The organism is Paraburkholderia sp. FW306-2-2C-D06C, from assembly GCF_058781505.1.
In genome coordinates this window covers 17,377-32,846 of record NZ_JBYSWU010000028.1, presented here as the reverse complement: position 1 = coordinate 32,846, position 15,470 = coordinate 17,377, and the positions used below count along the sequence as shown (strand labels likewise).

Below are 15,470 nucleotides of genomic sequence, written 5' to 3'. Positions count from 1 at the left end.
TCGTGAAAGTTGAATCCGTGGCGGTCCAAAGCCGCGGCCCGGCCAGGCTGCGTGGAGAACTCCATGTTTTTCGATGAGCTAAGCAATGAAGAATGGGCGCTGCTGGCAGCGCTTGTCTCTGATGAGCCGGCCGTCCGTCTGAATCGACGCGGCCGGCCGCGCGCCGAACCACGTATCGTGGCGAATGCCGTCCTGTGGATTCTGACAACTGGCGAACCCTGGTCGAAGCTGCCAGGCCGCTATCCGTCGGGTCCCACCTGCCGGCGCCGTTTTGAAGAATGGCAATTGAACGGCACCCTCCTCGAGATGGTTCGGCTGTTATCCCAAACCGGGCGTACCTTCGCGTACGTCCCGCAACCGGCGCCGCCCGTCGCGGCCAAACCCGCAGCACCGGTAGCAGAACCTCCCAGCGCGCGCGAAGACAGTCTGCGTGGCGTGTCCTGGAAAAGCCCCGAGTCGTGGCAGGCGCCCGGCATGGCGAGCCGCCTGAGCAGCTGGCGTTCGGCCGATCCGATCGCCGACATCACACGCCAGTTGTCCGGCATGGCGGATGTGCCGCCGGCGCCGTCCGCTCACGCGGTGCGTGCCGCGCCGTCCAGCTTCGCCGAAACGGACGCGATGGGGGCGATGGGCGGCATGACGTCCGCCGCCATCGCCGAAGGCCGGCCGCAACAATCCGACGACCAGCGCAGTCCGCTGTCGATGAGCCTCGCGCCACGCGGCACGCAGGTCGCCGACCGGCGCGGCTATCTGATCTACGTGGTGGCGGAGCGGGTGCCTAACGCGATGTATCGCGCATGGGCGGAGATCATGAAGGACGGCAAACGCGTCGAGCGTTCCGGTCTGGTCGGCCCGCGCTTTGCGGAGGCGGAAGCAGCGGAGCAGTGCGCGCTCGACTGGGCGCGGCAGTGGATCGACCGCGAATGCCGCACGCTGGCGGCTGCGGGTACTGCGCCTGCCGTCAATGCCGTTGTGCCGGTTGCACGTCCGCTACCGGCCATGCGCCAGGTGCCGGAGCCCGTCACGGTGAATCACGGCGCGCCTTTGCATGGTCCTATGGGTGCGTTCCGCGGTCCGCTGCGCCGTTATCCCAGCGAACCGGCTACAACAGCTACGGCGGCCACAGAGAGCAGTGCGTCAGATCGTTTCCCGGCGTTCCCAGAACTCATCTCCCACGCGGGATGAGCGCGGCGGCTAGCACTACAGTACCCCGCGGCCGGTAGGAGCAACCGCCGCAGCTAGCACTGCGGTACCCCGCGGCCGGTAGGAGCAACCGCCGCAGGGTCCTGCTTCATCCGTTGTGACTCACTGGCGCTGTCTTATTGACGTCCTTCATTGACGGCCTTTACTGGCGTCCGTACGTGTCGTCAAAGCGCACGATGTCGTCTTCGCCGAGATACGAACCGGACTGCACCTCGATCATTTCGAGCGGCATCTTGCCCGGGTTCTCGAGACGGTGGGTGACGCCCAGCGGAATATAGGCCGATTCGTTTTCGGAGACGATAAAGCGCTCTTCGCCCCGCGTGACGAGCGCCGTGCCGCGCACGACGATCCAATGTTCGGCGCGGTGATGATGCATTTGCAGCGAGAGCCGCGCACCCGGCTTCACGACGATGCGTTTGACCTGGAAGCGCTCGCCCGTGTCGACGGAATCGTAGTTGCCCCACGGCCGGTGTACCTTGCGATGGTTGGCCGCTTCCAGGCCGCCGTCGTTGCGAATCCGTCCGACGATCTTCTTGACGTCCTGCACGCGCGATTTGTCGGCAACCAGAATCGCGTCCGCCGTTTCCACCACGACCAGATTCTGGGTGCCCACGCAGGCAATCAGGCGTCCTTCCGAGTGCGCGAAGGTCGAGGCCGCGCCTTCGAACATCACGCGGCCGCGGCCCACGTTGCGGTCAGCGTCCTTGTCCGAGATTTCCCAGATCGCGTCCCATGAACCCACGTCCGACCAACCCGCCTGCAAGGGCACGACTACGCCGGAAGCGGCGGTCTGATCGTTGCCCAGTTGTTCCATCACGGCGTAGTCGATCGAATTCGACGGCGAGGCGCTAAATGCGTCGCGTTGCAGACGGAAGAAGTCGCCGTCCGCCTTGCCGCCCGCAAACGCCGCATCACAGGCTTCGTAAATGGCCGGCTGGAAGTGGCGGATCGCCTTTAGCCAGGTCGACGCGCGCATGATGAAAATGCCGCTGTTCCACCAGTATTCCTGCGACTCGATATAGCGCTGCGCCAGCTCCAGATGCGGCTTTTCGACGAAGCGGTCGAGTTTGTGCGCGGCGAGCGTGCCGGCCGCTTTGGCGCTGTCTTCAGCGCTGTCGTTAGGCATGCCTGGCTGTGCACCAAGCGCCGCGCCGATACGGATATAGCCGTAGCCGGTTTCCGCGCGCGTCGGCACGATGCCCATCGTCACGATATGGCCGGCCTCGGCGTGCTGCACGCCCGTGGCGACAGCTGCACGAAAACCGTCGATGTCTGTCACCGCGTGATCGGCGGGCATCACGACCATGATGCCGTCCTCGTCCTGCGCGGCGATCGACAGCGCGGCCACCGTGAGCGCCGGCGCGGTGTCGCGGCCGGCGGGCTCGAGAATCAGCCGGCTCGGTTTGCCGCTCGTGCGCAATTGCTCGGCGGTCGTGAAGCGATGCTCTTCGTTGGCCACCACGACGAGCTGCTCGGCCAGGAGATGACCGGCTTCGAGTCCGTCGAGACGGCGCGTCGTGGATTGCAGCAGCGAATCATCGCCGAGCAGGCCAATCAGCTGTTTCGGGTACTGCTCGCGCGACATCGGCCACAAGCGTGTGCCGGAGCCGCCGGCGAGAATGACGGGGTGAACCTTGAGCTTGACGTTCAGGGGCATGGCTTGCGTGGACCGGGTGTCGGCGGGAGTGGCCGTAACCGGAGCTGTCATGATGGACTCCTCGAGGCTGGGTGAATGCGTCGAGTTTTAACACGAAGTAACGAGTCAATAAAAGCGCGTTAAATAGAAGTTATATAAAAAAGCCAGTAAAATTAGTCCCTCCGTGACGCCAGAATGTCTGTTTAATTTTTTAAAAAATAAAAAATACAATAAAAAAATCGGGGGCAATTTTTTTACGCGGGCGAATGTCGCAGAATAGAGCCGAAGGGCGGCGCGTAAGCTTCGTAGGCAAACAGGAAGAAATGACGGTCCGGGCTTTCAGCGGGGCACTCAACCGGTCTTTCGAACACCAAAACCGGCAATAATTGCCGAACAAATTCCGAAAAAATATCGAAATTTTGACCGATACATTTTGAGATTTTTTGCTGTCTTGCGGTCCGAATTTTAATACCGCTTTATCTATACCTGTACAAGGGTATTCACTCATTCCGACACGCGTTATCCGTCTCGGCCACCTGGTTGGCTAGCTGGATTTTTTAGAGCGGAGAAGCGGCGTGGCAATAGCACAGGCCAATTAGTTTCGCGGCGCGCATTCGGTGGCGGGGCGCGCATGGCGGCGTTGTGCGTCCTGCTGCGGGGCTGATGTGCATAACCGGGTACCAGGAATTCAACCAACCGACGGATGGCCCTTGACTGACGAACTGAGGTGCAGCGCATGCTGAGCGTTCTATCGAGAATCATCGACATTGCGATGGTCGCCCTTGGCGCCTGGATTGGGGCGGCCGTGCACAGCGGGAAATTCGTGTGGCTGGACGATGTGCAAAGCATTTCGCTCGCGTTCGACTGCCTGCTGGTGGTGGTGTTTTTCCCCGCGCTCGGCATCTATCAGTCGTGGCGCGGCAAGCCGCTGTACGACCTGCTGTGCCGCGTGGCGGGCGGCTGGCTGATGGTGGAGGTCACCGGCATTCTGATCAGCTTCAGCCTGCACCGCTCGGACAGCCTGTCGCGCTTGTGGCTCGTGTACTGGGCGGCGGCCACCATCGTGCTGCTGATCGTGAACAAGGTGATCGTCTATTCGATCCTCAAGGGATTGCGCCGCGAGGGTTTCAATCAGCGCGCGGTGGCGATCGTCGGCGGCGCGCCGTATGGCCGCTTTCTGATCGAGCAGATGCGCAGCCGGCCGGAAGCGGGCTTTAGCCCGGTCGCCGTGTTCGATGAAGACGGCACGATCAATCCTTATGAAGACCCGGACGCCGCCGACGCGATCGACGGCGTGCCGGTCGAGCGCGACTACCAGCGCATGATCCAGCTGGTGCGCCAGCGCGCGATTCGCGAACTGTGGCTCGCACTGCCGATCTCGAAGGAAAAGGCGATTCACCGCTTCGTAATGGATCTGCGCAACGATTTCGTGAACATCCGCTTCATTCCGGATGTGCGGAGCCTCACGCTCTTCAATCAGCCGATGGTCGATCTGCTCGGCGTGCCCGCGATCAACCTGGCCGCTTCGCCGATCACGGACCTGCGCGTGCTGCCCAAGCGCATTTTCGACCGCATGTTCGCGCTCGGCGCGCTGACCGCGCTGTCGCCGGTGATGCTCGCGATCGCCGTGGCGGTGAAACTGAGCTCGCCGGGGCCGGTGTTCTTCCGCCAGAAGAGGAAGGGCATCGACGGCAACCAGTTCGAGATCTACAAGTTCCGCTCGATGAAAGTGCACAAGGAAGAGTCCGGCAGGATCACCCAGGCCACGCGGCGCGACCCGCGCATCACCGCGGTCGGCGCGTTCCTGCGGCGCACCAGCCTCGACGAATTGCCGCAATTCATCAACGTGCTGCGCGGCGAGATGTCGGTGGTCGGTCCACGCCCGCATGCGCTCGAACACGACGACATCTACAAGGATCTGGTGAAGGGCTACATGCACCGCTACCGGATCAAACCGGGCATCACCGGGTGGGCGCAGATCAACGGCTATCGCGGCGAAACCGACCGCATCGAAAAAATGATGGGCCGCGTCAAGCTCGATCTGTACTACATGCAGCACTGGACCTTCTGGCTCGACATCAAGATCGTCGTGCTGACGCTGTGGAAGGGCTTTGTGGGCAGCAACGCTTATTGAGCGACAGCCGCGCAATGCATCGCGTGTCTGCTGTTCTGAACCAACTCAATTCTCCGAGGTGTAATACATGAACCTGACGATCATCGGTAGCGGCTACGTAGGCCTCGTGACGGGCGCGTGTCTGGCGGACATCGGCCACGACGTATTCTGTCTCGACGTCGATCAGCGCAAGATCGACGTGCTCAACAACGGCGGCGTGCCGATCCATGAGCCGGGATTGCAGGAGATCATCGCGCGCAATCGCCGTGCCGGCCGCCTGAAATTTTCGACCGACGTCGAAGCCGCGGTCGCGCACGGCGATATCCAGTTCATCGCGGTCGGCACGCCGTCCGACGAAGACGGTTCCGCCGACCTGCAATACGTGCTGGCCGCCGCGCGCAATATCGGCCGCCATATGACGGCCTTCAAGGTGATCGTCGACAAATCGACGGTGCCGGTCGGCACGGCCTCGCGCGTGCGCGAGGTGATCGCCGGGGAACTGGCCGCACGCGGCGAGAGCCACATGTTCTCGGTGGTGTCGAACCCGGAGTTCCTGAAAGAGGGCGCGGCCGTGGAAGATTTCACGCGCCCCGACCGCATCGTGCTCGGCTGCGATGAAGACGTGCCGGGCGAGAAGGCGCGCGAATTGATGAAGCGCCTGTACGCGCCGTTCAATCGCAATCGCGAACGCACGCTGTATATGGACGTGCGTTCGGCCGAATTCACCAAGTACGCGGCCAACGCGATGCTTGCCACGCGCATTTCGTACATGAACGAGCTGGCGAATCTGGCTGATCGCGTCGGCGCGGATATCGAAGCGGTGCGCCGCGGCATCGGCTCCGATCCGCGTATCGGCTACGACTTCCTGTATGCCGGCTGCGGCTACGGCGGTTCGTGCTTTCCGAAGGACGTGCAGGCGCTGATCCGCACCGCCGCCGACTACAAGCAGAATCTGCGCATTCTCGAAGCGGTGGAAGCCGTCAACGACACGCAGAAACAAATCCTCGCGCACAAGATCGTCGCGCGTCTGGGCGAAGACCTGTCGGACCGCACTTTCGGCGTGTGGGGCCTCGCGTTCAAGCCGAATACCGACGACATGCGCGCAGCGCCGAGCCGCCCGCTGATCGCCGAGCTGCTGCGCCGCGGCGCGCGCGTAAAGGCCTATGACCCGGTCGCGATCGACGAATCGAAGCGCGTCTTCGCACTCGATCTGAAGGACGTGCCGCAACAGCTCGCGCGCCTGTCGTTCGTGAACGAAGAGATGGAAGCGGCCGACGGCGCCGACGCGCTGGTGATCCTTACCGAATGGAAGGTCTTCAAGAGCCCGGATTTCGACTCGCTCAAGCAGATCCTCGAGACGCCGCTGATTTTCGACGGCCGCAATCTGTACGAGCCGGAGGCGCTGCTCGAACTCGGTATCGAGTACCACGCGATCGGCCGCCAGCACGCGCTGCGCAACGCGCCGGCACGGGTCGGCGCGAACGGCCCGGTCACCGCCGACACGGCCGCCGCGGCGGCTGGACGCTAGGCCGCCAAGCCGTGCTAGGGAGCCCGCTATGTTTGCCAACGTTCTGATCGTCTGTCACGCCAACGTGTGCCGTTCGCCTGCCGCCGAAATGCTGTTCAAGGCACGGCAACGCGCGGCCTCGCAGCCGTGCTCGGCGCCGATCGCGTTTCATTCGGCGGGCATCCGTGCCGTGGAGGGTCACGGCATGGACCCGGTGATGCGGCGCCTGCTCGCCGAGCAGGGCGTCGCCTCCGGTATCCATTACTCGCGGCGTCTCGACCGGCGCCTCGTCCGCTCCGCCGATCTGGTGCTGGTCAGCGAGCGCGCGCAGGTGAGCGAAGTCGAATCGCTCGATCCGGCCTCGCGCGGCAAGGTCTATCCGCTCGGCAAGTGGGAACACGATTCCGACGTCTCCGATCCCCACGGCGGCGCGGAAGCCGCTTATCGAGAGAGTCTCGTGCTCATCGAACATCTGGTCATGGGATGGCTGAAGAAAATATGCTGATGAAGAAAATCACCGCGAACCTCAACGCGAATTCACCGGCGAATCTTCGAACGAAATTCGCCGCCACCTTTTTGCTGACGTCCTTTCTGTCGGCCTGCGCCACCGCGCCTGGGAATTACCTCGACACGTCCCATCTGAAAGACGACGGGCAGCATCAGAGTCAGCCCACCGAGACCTATCCGGTCCATCTGATCGACGGGCCGCTCGTGGCCGCCCAGACGCAAGCGGCCGGCGCGCCGCAGGCGCTGCCGACCTCGAGCATCGGCGACCCGTCGCAGTACGTGTACCGGCTTGCGCCGCAGGACATTCTCGGCATCACCGTGTGGGACCACCCTGAACTGACCACGCCGCAGGGCAGTACGCTGTCGGCCGGCGGCAACACCACGCAATCGGTCGGCGGCGCCTTGCAGCAGCCGTACACGGCCGCATTGCCGGGCCAGGCCGATCCATACGGCCAGACGGTCGCCGCCGATGGCACGATCTTTTTCCCGTTCGTCGGCCGCATCAAGGCCGCGGGCAAGACCGTCGGCGAATTGCGCGATCAACTGAGCAGCGGCCTCGTGCGCTACATCCGCAACCCGCAGGTCGACGTGCGCGTGCTGTCGTATCGCGGCCAGAAAATCCAGGTGACCGGCGAAGTGAAGACGCCGGGGCCGCTCGCCGTAAGCGACGTGCCGCTCACGCTGGTCGACGCGATCACACGCTCGGGCGGCACGACCGGCGAAGCCGACATCCAGCGTGTGCGTCTGACGCGCAACAAGCAGCTCTACGTGCTCGACGCGAACCGCATGCTCGATAGCGGCGACACCACGCAGAACGTGATGCTGCAAAGCGGCGACGTGATCAACATTCCGGATCGCAGCGCCAGCCGCGTGTTCGTGATGGGCGAGGTGAAGACGCCGATGCAGATGCCGATGCTCAAGGGGCGTCTGTCGATCGCCGATGCGCTCACGCAAGCGGGCGGCATCCTCGATACCGACGCCAATCCGCGTCAGATCTACGTGATGCGCGGCATGCGCGAGAAGCCGACCACGCCGGACGTCTACCGCCTCGACATGACGCAGCCGGACGCGATCATGCTGTCGACCCAGTTCCAGTTGCAGCCGATGGATGTCGTGTATGTGGGCACCGCCGCTTCGACGACGTTCAACCGTGTGTTGCAGCAGATCTTGCCGACCGTGCAGACGGTGTTCTACCTGAAGCAGCTGACGAAATAAGCGTCTGAGCCGCCGACAGTCCCGCGCCGCTCTCCCAGGGCGCGGGACTGCAGCAAATGCTGGAGCAACCGCTGACGTAACCGATACGGGATCGAATTGTGAGCAATCAAATCACTCCACACATGGTCGCACCGGCCAGGACCGAAGAAGAGGACGTCGTCCTCGGCCAACTGGTGCAGGTGATCCTCGACGACATCTGGTGGCTGATCGCCATCGCCGCGGTGATCGTCGGGATCGCCGTCGCGTACTGTTTCCTCGCCAAGCCGATCTATTCGGCCGATGCGCACGTGCGGGTCGAACAGTCCGACAACACGTCGCAGGCGCTCACGCAGACGCAGACGGGCGCGGCGATCACCACCGGGTCGAGTTCGCTGCCGACCGATGCCGAAATCGAAATCATCAAGAGCCGCGGTGTGGTCGGCCCGGTGGTGCAGCAACTGAAGCTGAACTTCAGCGTCACGCCGAAGACCATTCCGCTGCTCGGCAGCATCGCCGCGCGCATGGCGACGCCGGGCCAGCCGGCGCGGCCGTGGCTGGGTCTGTCTTCGTACGGCTGGGGCGGCGAGATCGCCGACGTCGATTCGATCGACGTGGTGCCCGCGCTCGAAGGCCAGAAGCTGACGATGAAGGTGATCGACGACCAGCACTACGAGCTGTACGCGGAGAACGGCGCGCTGCTGCTGCACGGCCAGGTCGGCCAGCAGGAGCAGGGCGGCGGCGTGACGATGGTGGTCAACAAGCTGGTGGCGCGCCCGGGTGAGCAATTTACGGTGGTGCGTTCCAACGACCTCGACGCGATCACCGCGTTCCAGTCGGCGATCACCGTGCAGGAGCAGGGCAAGCAGACCGGCGTGATCCAGATCTCGCTGGAAGACAAGAGCCCGGAGCATGCCGCGCTGGTCGCCAATGCGCTCGCGCAGTCGTATGTGCGTCAACACGTGTCGAACAAGCAGGTCGACGCGAGCAAGATGCTCGAATTCCTGAAGAGCGAAGAGCCGCGTCTGAAGAGCGATCTCGAACGCGCGGAAGCCGCCTTGACCGCGTATCAGCGCCAGTCCGGCTCGATCAACGCGAGCGACGAAGCCAAGGTGTACCTGGAAGGCAGCGTGCAGTACGAGCAGCAGATCGCCGGTTTGCGTCTGCAAATGGCGCAGCTGACCGAGCGTTACGGCGACGACCATCCGATGCTCAAGACCGCGCGCCAGCAGATGGCCGAGTTGGAGGCGCAGCGCACCAAATACGCCGACCGCTTCCGCGATCTGCCGGCCACCGAAGTGAAGGCCGTGCAGCTGCAACGCGATGCGAAGGTGGCCGAAGACATCTACGTGCTGCTGCTCAACCGCGTGCAGGAATTGTCGGTGCAGAAGGCCGGCACCGGCGGCAACGTGCATATCGTCGACGCCGCGCTGCGACCGGGCGTGCCGGTCAAGCCGAAGAAGGCGCTGATCCTGTCGGCGGCGGTGATTCTCGGGCTGATCGCCGGCACGGGTTTCGTGTTCCTGCGCCGCAATATGTTCAAGGGCATCGACGACCCCGAGCACATCGAACGCGCATTCCATCTGCCGGTGTTCGGTCTCGTGCCGCTCAGCGCCGAGCAGGCGGTGCTCGAAAGCAGTTTCCAGCGCGGCGGCGAGCGCCTGCGTTCGGTGCTGGCCAGCGCGCGTCCCAAGGACTTCACGGTCGAAAGCCTGCGCAGTCTGCGCACCTCGATGCAGTTCACGATGATGGACGCGAAGAACCGCATCGTCATGCTGACCGGTCCGATGGCCGGCGTCGGCAAGAGCTTTCTGACGGCCAATCTGGCGGTGCTGCTCGCGCATTCGGGCAAGCGCGTGCTGATGATCGACGGCGATATGCGGCGCGGCGTGCTCGAACGCTACATGGGCGGTTCGCAGGAGAACGGCATGTCGGAATTGCTGAGCGGGCAGATCTCGCTCGAAGAGGCGATCCGCAGCTCGAACATCGAGAACCTGAGCTTCATTTCGTGCGGCCGCCGTCCGCCGAATCCGTCGGAGCTCCTGATGTCGCCGCGCCTGCCGCAATACCTCGACGGCCTCGCCAAACGCTACGACGTGATCCTGATCGATACGCCACCGGTGCTGGCCGTGACCGATGCGTCGATCATCGGCGCTTATGCGGGTTCGACCTTCTTCGTCATGCGCTCGGGCGTGCATAACGAAGGCGAGATCGCCGATGCGTTGAAGCGCCTGCGGGCGGCCGGCGTGCACGTGCAGGGCGGCATCTTCAACGGCATGCCGGCGCGCTCGCGCGGCGGCTACGACCGCAGCTATGCGGCGGTCCAGGAATACCTTAGTACCTGAAGAGGCGCGGAGGCGATCCCTGTGCTCCGCATTCAGTGCAACTGCGCAGCGCAACTACGAAAAAAGGACTTCACGATGAAAGTGACGGTACTGGTTCCCACTTTCCGCCGCCCGGCCGATCTCGCGCGCTGTCTCGCGGCGCTGCAACGGCAGTCGCGCGCGCCGGACGAAGTGGTGGTGGTCGCGCGCGCCGACGACGAGGCGACTCGCGCGTGCCTGCGCGATCCGGCGGTGCCCGGCGAGCTGCCGCTTGCCGTCGCGCTGGTCGAGGTGCCAGGCCAGGTCGCGGCCCTGAATCGCGGGCTCGACGCGGCCAACGGCGACGTGATCGCGATCACCGACGACGACGCCGCGCCGCACGCCGACTGGGTCGAACGGATTGCGGCGGCATTCGAAAGCGATGCGCGTCTGGGCGCTCTCGGCGGGCGCGACTGGGTGCACGAAAAAGGCCGCGTGCTGGACGGCGAGCGGCCACTGGTCGGCAAGGTCACCGCGCACGGCAGGATCATCGGCAATCATCATCTCGGGGTGGGCGGCGCGCGCGAAGTCGATATCCTGAAGGGCGCCAACATGAGCTACCGCAGCGATGCGGTCCGCACGATCCGTTTCGACGCGCGCCTGCGCGGCGCGGGCGCGCAGGTTCACAACGACATGGCCTTCAGTCTGAGCGTGAAGAACGCCGGCTGGAAGCTGATGTACGACCCGCGCGTGGCGGTCGATCATTTCCCGGCCGAGCGTTTCGACGACGACCGGCGCGACGCGCAAACCATGGCGGCGTTGCGCAATGCCGCCTTCAACTTCCATCTGATCCTGCGCGACCAGCTGCCGCCGCTGCGCCGCGAAACCGCCTGGTGGTGGTGGACGCTGGTCGGCACGCGGGTCTATCCGGGGCTCACGCACGCGGCGCTCGCGCTGCTCTCCAAACAGGCGGGCCTGAAGCTGTCGCGCTGGCGCGCGGTGCGTACCGGCGCGCATGAGGCGCGGCGCGCGCTGTCCTGAGCTTCGTGATTCAGCGCCTGATTCAGCGCCTGACCCATGCGTTCCTGTATCGGCGCCGGCCCCGCAGGCCGGCCGCCGATGCCCCTTTCCACCGGCAGAGCGGAGTGCCTGCATGAGTACGAAAGTTCACGTTCATCTGTTTTACGGCGCCGACCCGCGCTTTTATCGACCGGGCGACAACATCGGTTGTCTGTACGGTTATCACCACGCCGAATCCGACGCGTTCGCGCTGACCTATTCGCAGGACGCGCGCGAAAGCAAGCCGGTGCGCCTGTTGCGCCGCGCATTGAAGGCGGCGCTCGGCTTCGACTTCATTCATACGTGGCGCAACCGCGCCGAGATGCTGCGCTCGGACGTGATCTGGACGCATACCGAGCAGGAGCATCTGTCGGCCGCGCTGATGCTGCTGCTGAGCGGCCGCAAGTCGGGCGCGGAGGACGGGCCGTTGCTGCTCGCGCAAAGCGTGTGGCTGCTCGATAAATGGCCTGGTTACGGGATCTTGCGCAGTTGGCTGTATCGCAAGCTGCTTGCGCGCGCCGATCAGCTGACCACGCTCGCCAGCGAAAACGCCGAGCTGTGCCAGCGCTTTTTCAACCGCGACGCCAGGCATGTCTACTATGGCCTGAACACGCAGGACTTCCCGGTGCAAGCGCCGGCCGAATGGACGCCGCACACGCCGATCCGTATCGCCGCGATCGGCAACGATCGCGATCGCGATTGGGAGAGCCTCATCAAGGCGTTCGGCAACGATGCGCGCTACACGGTGAAACTTGCAACGCGCCGGCGTATTCCCGCGTCGCTGCGCGCGGCGAATGTCGAGATCGCGCTGTTTTCGGGCATCAAAAAGCAGCACGAACTCTACGACTGGGCCGACGTGATCGTCGTGCCGCTGCGGCCGAATTCGCACGCCTCCGGCATCACCGTGATGCTCGAAGCGGCGGCGCTCGGCAAGCCGATGGTGGTCACCGACGTCGGCGCGTTGCAGGATTATTTCCCGGCGGGCGAGGCGGCTTATGTGCCGCCGTTCAACCCGCAGGCGCTGCGCGAAGCAGTCGACGGCTTCGCAGCCTCGCCCGCTGAGGCCTTGCGCCAGGCGCAGGCGGCAGCGGCCGGTTTGCTGTCGCGCGATCTGACGACGCAGCACTACGCGATGCAGCACGTGCGGATCACGCAGGAGATGCTGCGTGCCCGGGCCGCGCTGCGGGCCCAGGCGGTGGGGCAAGGCCGGCGCCCCAGCCCGCGTGAATCGAGCGGGAGCCTCTAAACGATGTCGACGATTACGCGAGCTGGCGAGAGCGGCGCCGGACGTCTTTTGTCCGGCGGTCCGCAGGAATGGCTGCCGCCGGCGTTACTGTGGCTGATCACGGCGGTGCTGATCGTCGCGCATCAGGGCACGGTGCTCACGCTCGCGTTCCCAGTGCTCGCGATCCTGACCGGCCTGTGGCTGTACTTCAAGAGCCCGGCGCGCTACATCGGGTTCATGTGGTGGCTGTGGTTCCTGAGCCCGGAAGTGCGGCGTCTCGCCGACTGGTCCAAAGGCTCCTTCACACCCACCAGCCTGATCCAGGTTGCGCCGCTCGCGGTCACGATGATCAGCGCGCTCTCCTTGTTGCGTTACTACAGACTGCTCGCGCAGCGGCGCGGTCTGCCGGTGCTGCTGATCCTGCTCGGCCTGGCCTACGCGTTCATGGTCGGCGTGATGTCGAGCGGGCCGCTTGCCGCGACCTATGACCTCGCCAACTGGCTCTATCCGATCCTGATCGGCTTTCACATCATGGCGCACACGCGCCAATATCCGCAGTACCGCGCGACCATCGTCAACACGTTCATCTGGGGCATGCTGGTGATGGGCGGCTACGGCCTGATCCAGTTCTTCATCATGCCGCCGTGGGACGCGCTCTGGATGCTCGGCTCGCAGATGAACTCGCAGGGCGACGCCGTGCCGATGGGCGTGCGCGTGTTCAGCACGATGAACTCGTCGGGGCCGTTCGCGTTCGCGATGATGGGCGCGATGGTCTACGTGATGGCGGCCACGCACCGGGTGCGCTGGATCGCCGCGGCGCTGGGCTTTTTTTCGTTCGCGCTGAGCCTCGTGCGCTCGACGTGGGGCGGCTGGGTGATCGCGCTGCTGATCCAGCTGGTCAAATCGAACAACAAGGTGCGGATGCGCATCGTCGCCAGCGCGGTGCTGCTCGCCGGCCTGTGCGTGCCGCTGCTGGCGGTCGGCCCGGTGGCCGACCGGATGCAGGCGCGTCTTAACACGATCGTCAACCTGAGCGACGACCAGAGCTATGCCGCGCGTAACGAGTTCTACGCGACCTTCGCGAAGACCGCCTTCACCGACGTCTCCGGCGAAGGGATGGGCGCGACCGGCACCTCTACCAAGCTCTCGAACGATGGCGGCCAGCTCGGCCAGTACGGCAACTTCGACAGCGGCGTGATGAACATTCCGTTCGTGCTCGGCTGGCCCGGCACGCTGCTGTACATGTCGGGCATCGTCTGGCTGGTGGTGCGCGCGGTGCTTGCGTCGTTCAAGCTGCGCAACGACAAATACGTTTCGGCTTGCCTCAGTCTCAGTCTCGCGACCTTCGCGATGCTGGTGTTCACCAATTCGCTGGTTGGCACCGGCGGCCTGCTGCTTTTCATGAGCGTTTTTTCGATCCTTTCTGCGGTGCATTACGAAAAGATGAACCGCAGACGCACGCTACTTCTCCACGGAGGCACTGATTGAGAGTCGCCATTGTCACGCACGTCGTGCGCCATAACGACGGCCAGGGGCGCGTCAACCACGAGATCGCGCGCGCCGCCCTCGACGAGAACATCGGCGTGACGCTGGTGGCGTCGCACGTCGCGCCCGATCTGCTCGCCCATCCGAACGTCCGCTGGGCGCCGATAAAAATCGGCCGCTGGTGGCCCACCAATCTGCTGCGCCAGCAGGTGTTCGCGTTCAAGAGCGCGATGTGGCTGCGCGCACATCGAAGCGAATACGACGTGCTGCACGTGAACGGCTTCATCACGTGGATGCCGGCTGACGTCAACACCTCGCACTTCGTGCATAGCGGCTGGTTCGGCAGCAAGTACTACCCGTTCGGATTGACCAAGGGCGTGTGGTCCGCGTATCAGTCGGTCTATACGCGCTGCAACGCGTTGCTCGAACGCTGGGCTTACCGGCGCTCGAAGGTGATCACGGCGGTGTCGCAAAAGGTCGCCGACGAAATCCGCGCGATCGGGCTCACGCCGGATAACCGGGTGGATGTGATCTACAACGGCGTCGATACGCAAGGTTTCGCCGCGGCCCAGGGCGATCGCGCGCGCTTCGGCCTGCCGGCGCAGGCGTTCCTGTTGCTGTTCGTGGGCGACCTGCGCACGCCGCGCAAGAACCTCGGCACGGTGCTGGCGGCGCTGAAGCATTTGCCTGAGCACGTGCAGATCGCGGTGGCCGGGTTCCTGCCGGGCAGCCCTTATCCGGACGAGGCGAAGGCGCTCGGCATTGCGCATCGCGTGCATTTTCTCGGGCTGGTGAAGGAAATGCCGGTGCTGATGCATTCGGTCGATGCGTTCGTGTTTCCGTCCCGCTATGAGGCGATGAGCCTCTCGCTGCTCGAAGCGATGGCGGCGGGGCTGCCGGTGGTCACGGCGCGCACGGCGGGCGGTGCGGAAATCATTACGCCCGAATGCGGCATCGTGCTCGACGACCCGGACGACCCCAAGGCGCTGGCGGGCGCGGTCTCGCGTCTGGCTGCGAACGACGACGCGCGCCGCGCGATGGGTGTCGCCGCCAACGAGCTCGCGACCGGCTTCGGCTGGGCGCGGATGGCCGCGCAGTACATCGCGCTGTATCGGCAGATCGAAGATGAGCAGAAGGACCGCCGGCGCAGCAAGGCCGAAGCCGCCGTGGCCGCCAAGACCGACGCGCTGACGCTGAACACGCTGGCGGGCCAGAAGAGCGCGGAATGACGATTTGCGCAG

The 15,470-nt window shown here is 64.5% G+C and carries 11 protein-coding genes; 10 read left to right on the top strand and 1 reads right to left on the bottom strand.

What is annotated here, in order from left to right:
- Nucleotides 1–63: 63 nt before the first annotated feature.
- Entirely contained in the window at nucleotides 64–1,185 is a 1,122-nt protein-coding gene (locus tag AC3WLT_RS21235; RefSeq protein WP_492593655.1) for a transposase, read from the top strand.
- Nucleotides 1,186–1,345: 160 nt separating this feature from the next.
- Here the strand turns inward: AC3WLT_RS21235 and AC3WLT_RS21230 are convergent, their stop codons facing one another.
- Nucleotides 1,346–2,911, bottom strand: a complete 1,566-nt coding sequence (locus tag AC3WLT_RS21230; RefSeq protein WP_492593654.1) for a mannose-1-phosphate guanylyltransferase/mannose-6-phosphate isomerase — start codon at nucleotides 2,909–2,911, stop codon at nucleotides 1,346–1,348.
- 664 nt (nucleotides 2,912–3,575) lie between these two features.
- Between AC3WLT_RS21230 and AC3WLT_RS21225 the strand changes: the two genes are divergently transcribed.
- The 9 genes from AC3WLT_RS21225 to AC3WLT_RS21185 all read left to right on the top strand — a co-directional run bounded on the left by AC3WLT_RS21225 (nucleotide 3,576) and on the right by AC3WLT_RS21185 (nucleotide 15,458).
- Nucleotides 3,576–4,973, top strand: coding sequence for an undecaprenyl-phosphate glucose phosphotransferase (locus tag AC3WLT_RS21225; protein ID WP_492593653.1), 1,398 nt, complete (start codon nucleotides 3,576–3,578; stop codon nucleotides 4,971–4,973).
- A gap of 67 nt (nucleotides 4,974–5,040) precedes the next feature.
- Nucleotides 5,041–6,480, top strand: coding sequence for a UDP-glucose dehydrogenase family protein (locus AC3WLT_RS21220; RefSeq protein WP_492593652.1), 1,440 nt, complete (start codon nucleotides 5,041–5,043; stop codon nucleotides 6,478–6,480).
- 28 nt (nucleotides 6,481–6,508) lie between these two features.
- The gene (locus AC3WLT_RS21215) at nucleotides 6,509–6,964 is read left to right on the top strand and encodes an arsenate reductase/protein-tyrosine-phosphatase family protein (RefSeq protein WP_492593651.1); all 456 of its coding nucleotides are present in this window, start codon (nucleotides 6,509–6,511) and stop codon (nucleotides 6,962–6,964) included.
- Nucleotides 6,964–8,181 carry a polysaccharide biosynthesis/export family protein gene (locus tag AC3WLT_RS21210; protein ID WP_492593650.1) on the top strand — a complete coding sequence of 406 codons (1,218 nt, stop codon included), beginning with the start codon at nucleotides 6,964–6,966 and terminating at the stop codon, nucleotides 8,179–8,181. Before AC3WLT_RS21215 ends, AC3WLT_RS21210 begins: the two co-directional genes overlap by 1 nt.
- A 122-nt stretch (nucleotides 8,182–8,303) precedes the next feature.
- On the top strand, nucleotides 8,304–10,502 hold the full coding sequence (locus AC3WLT_RS21205) for a polysaccharide biosynthesis tyrosine autokinase (protein WP_492593702.1): 2,199 nt from the start codon (nucleotides 8,304–8,306) through the stop codon (nucleotides 10,500–10,502).
- Nucleotides 10,503–10,577: 75 nt separating this feature from the next.
- Entirely contained in the window at nucleotides 10,578–11,501 is a 924-nt protein-coding gene (locus AC3WLT_RS21200; RefSeq protein ID WP_492593649.1) for a glycosyltransferase family 2 protein, read from the top strand.
- Between the two features lie 112 nt (nucleotides 11,502–11,613).
- A complete protein-coding gene (locus AC3WLT_RS21195; protein ID WP_492593648.1) occupies nucleotides 11,614–12,765 on the top strand; it encodes a glycosyltransferase in 1,152 nt (383 codons plus the stop codon).
- 3 nt (nucleotides 12,766–12,768) lie between these two features.
- On the top strand, nucleotides 12,769–14,232 hold the full coding sequence (locus AC3WLT_RS21190) for a glucose-6-phosphate isomerase (protein ID WP_492593647.1): 1,464 nt from the start codon (nucleotides 12,769–12,771) through the stop codon (nucleotides 14,230–14,232).
- Complete coding sequence (locus tag AC3WLT_RS21185) at nucleotides 14,229–15,458, top strand: glycosyltransferase family 4 protein (protein WP_492593646.1); 1,230 nt, start codon at nucleotides 14,229–14,231, stop codon at nucleotides 15,456–15,458. The genes AC3WLT_RS21190 and AC3WLT_RS21185 overlap by 4 nt, the downstream gene beginning before the upstream one ends.
- Nucleotides 15,459–15,470: the final 12 nt, after the last annotated feature.

Excerpts from the sequence above, each read along its gene's own strand:
- AC3WLT_RS21195 (WP_492593648.1), top strand. The coding sequence starts at position 11,614 with ATGAGTACGAAAGTTCACGTTCATCTGTTTTACGGCGCCGACCCGCGC.
- AC3WLT_RS21215 (WP_492593651.1), top strand. The coding sequence starts at position 6,509 with ATGTTTGCCAACGTTCTGATCGTCTGTCACGCCAACGTGTGCCGTTCG.
- AC3WLT_RS21230 (WP_492593654.1), bottom strand. The coding sequence starts at position 2,911 with ATGACAGCTCCGGTTACGGCCACTCCCGCCGACACCCGGTCCACGCAA.
- AC3WLT_RS21235 (WP_492593655.1), top strand. The coding sequence starts at position 64 with ATGTTTTTCGATGAGCTAAGCAATGAAGAATGGGCGCTGCTGGCAGCG.
- AC3WLT_RS21205 (WP_492593702.1), top strand. The coding sequence starts at position 8,304 with ATGGTCGCACCGGCCAGGACCGAAGAAGAGGACGTCGTCCTCGGCCAA.
- AC3WLT_RS21225 (WP_492593653.1), top strand. The coding sequence starts at position 3,576 with ATGCTGAGCGTTCTATCGAGAATCATCGACATTGCGATGGTCGCCCTT.
- AC3WLT_RS21210 (WP_492593650.1), top strand. The coding sequence starts at position 6,964 with ATGAAGAAAATCACCGCGAACCTCAACGCGAATTCACCGGCGAATCTT.
- AC3WLT_RS21190 (WP_492593647.1), top strand. The coding sequence starts at position 12,769 with ATGTCGACGATTACGCGAGCTGGCGAGAGCGGCGCCGGACGTCTTTTG.
- AC3WLT_RS21220 (WP_492593652.1), top strand. The coding sequence starts at position 5,041 with ATGAACCTGACGATCATCGGTAGCGGCTACGTAGGCCTCGTGACGGGC.
- AC3WLT_RS21200 (WP_492593649.1), top strand. The coding sequence starts at position 10,578 with ATGAAAGTGACGGTACTGGTTCCCACTTTCCGCCGCCCGGCCGATCTC.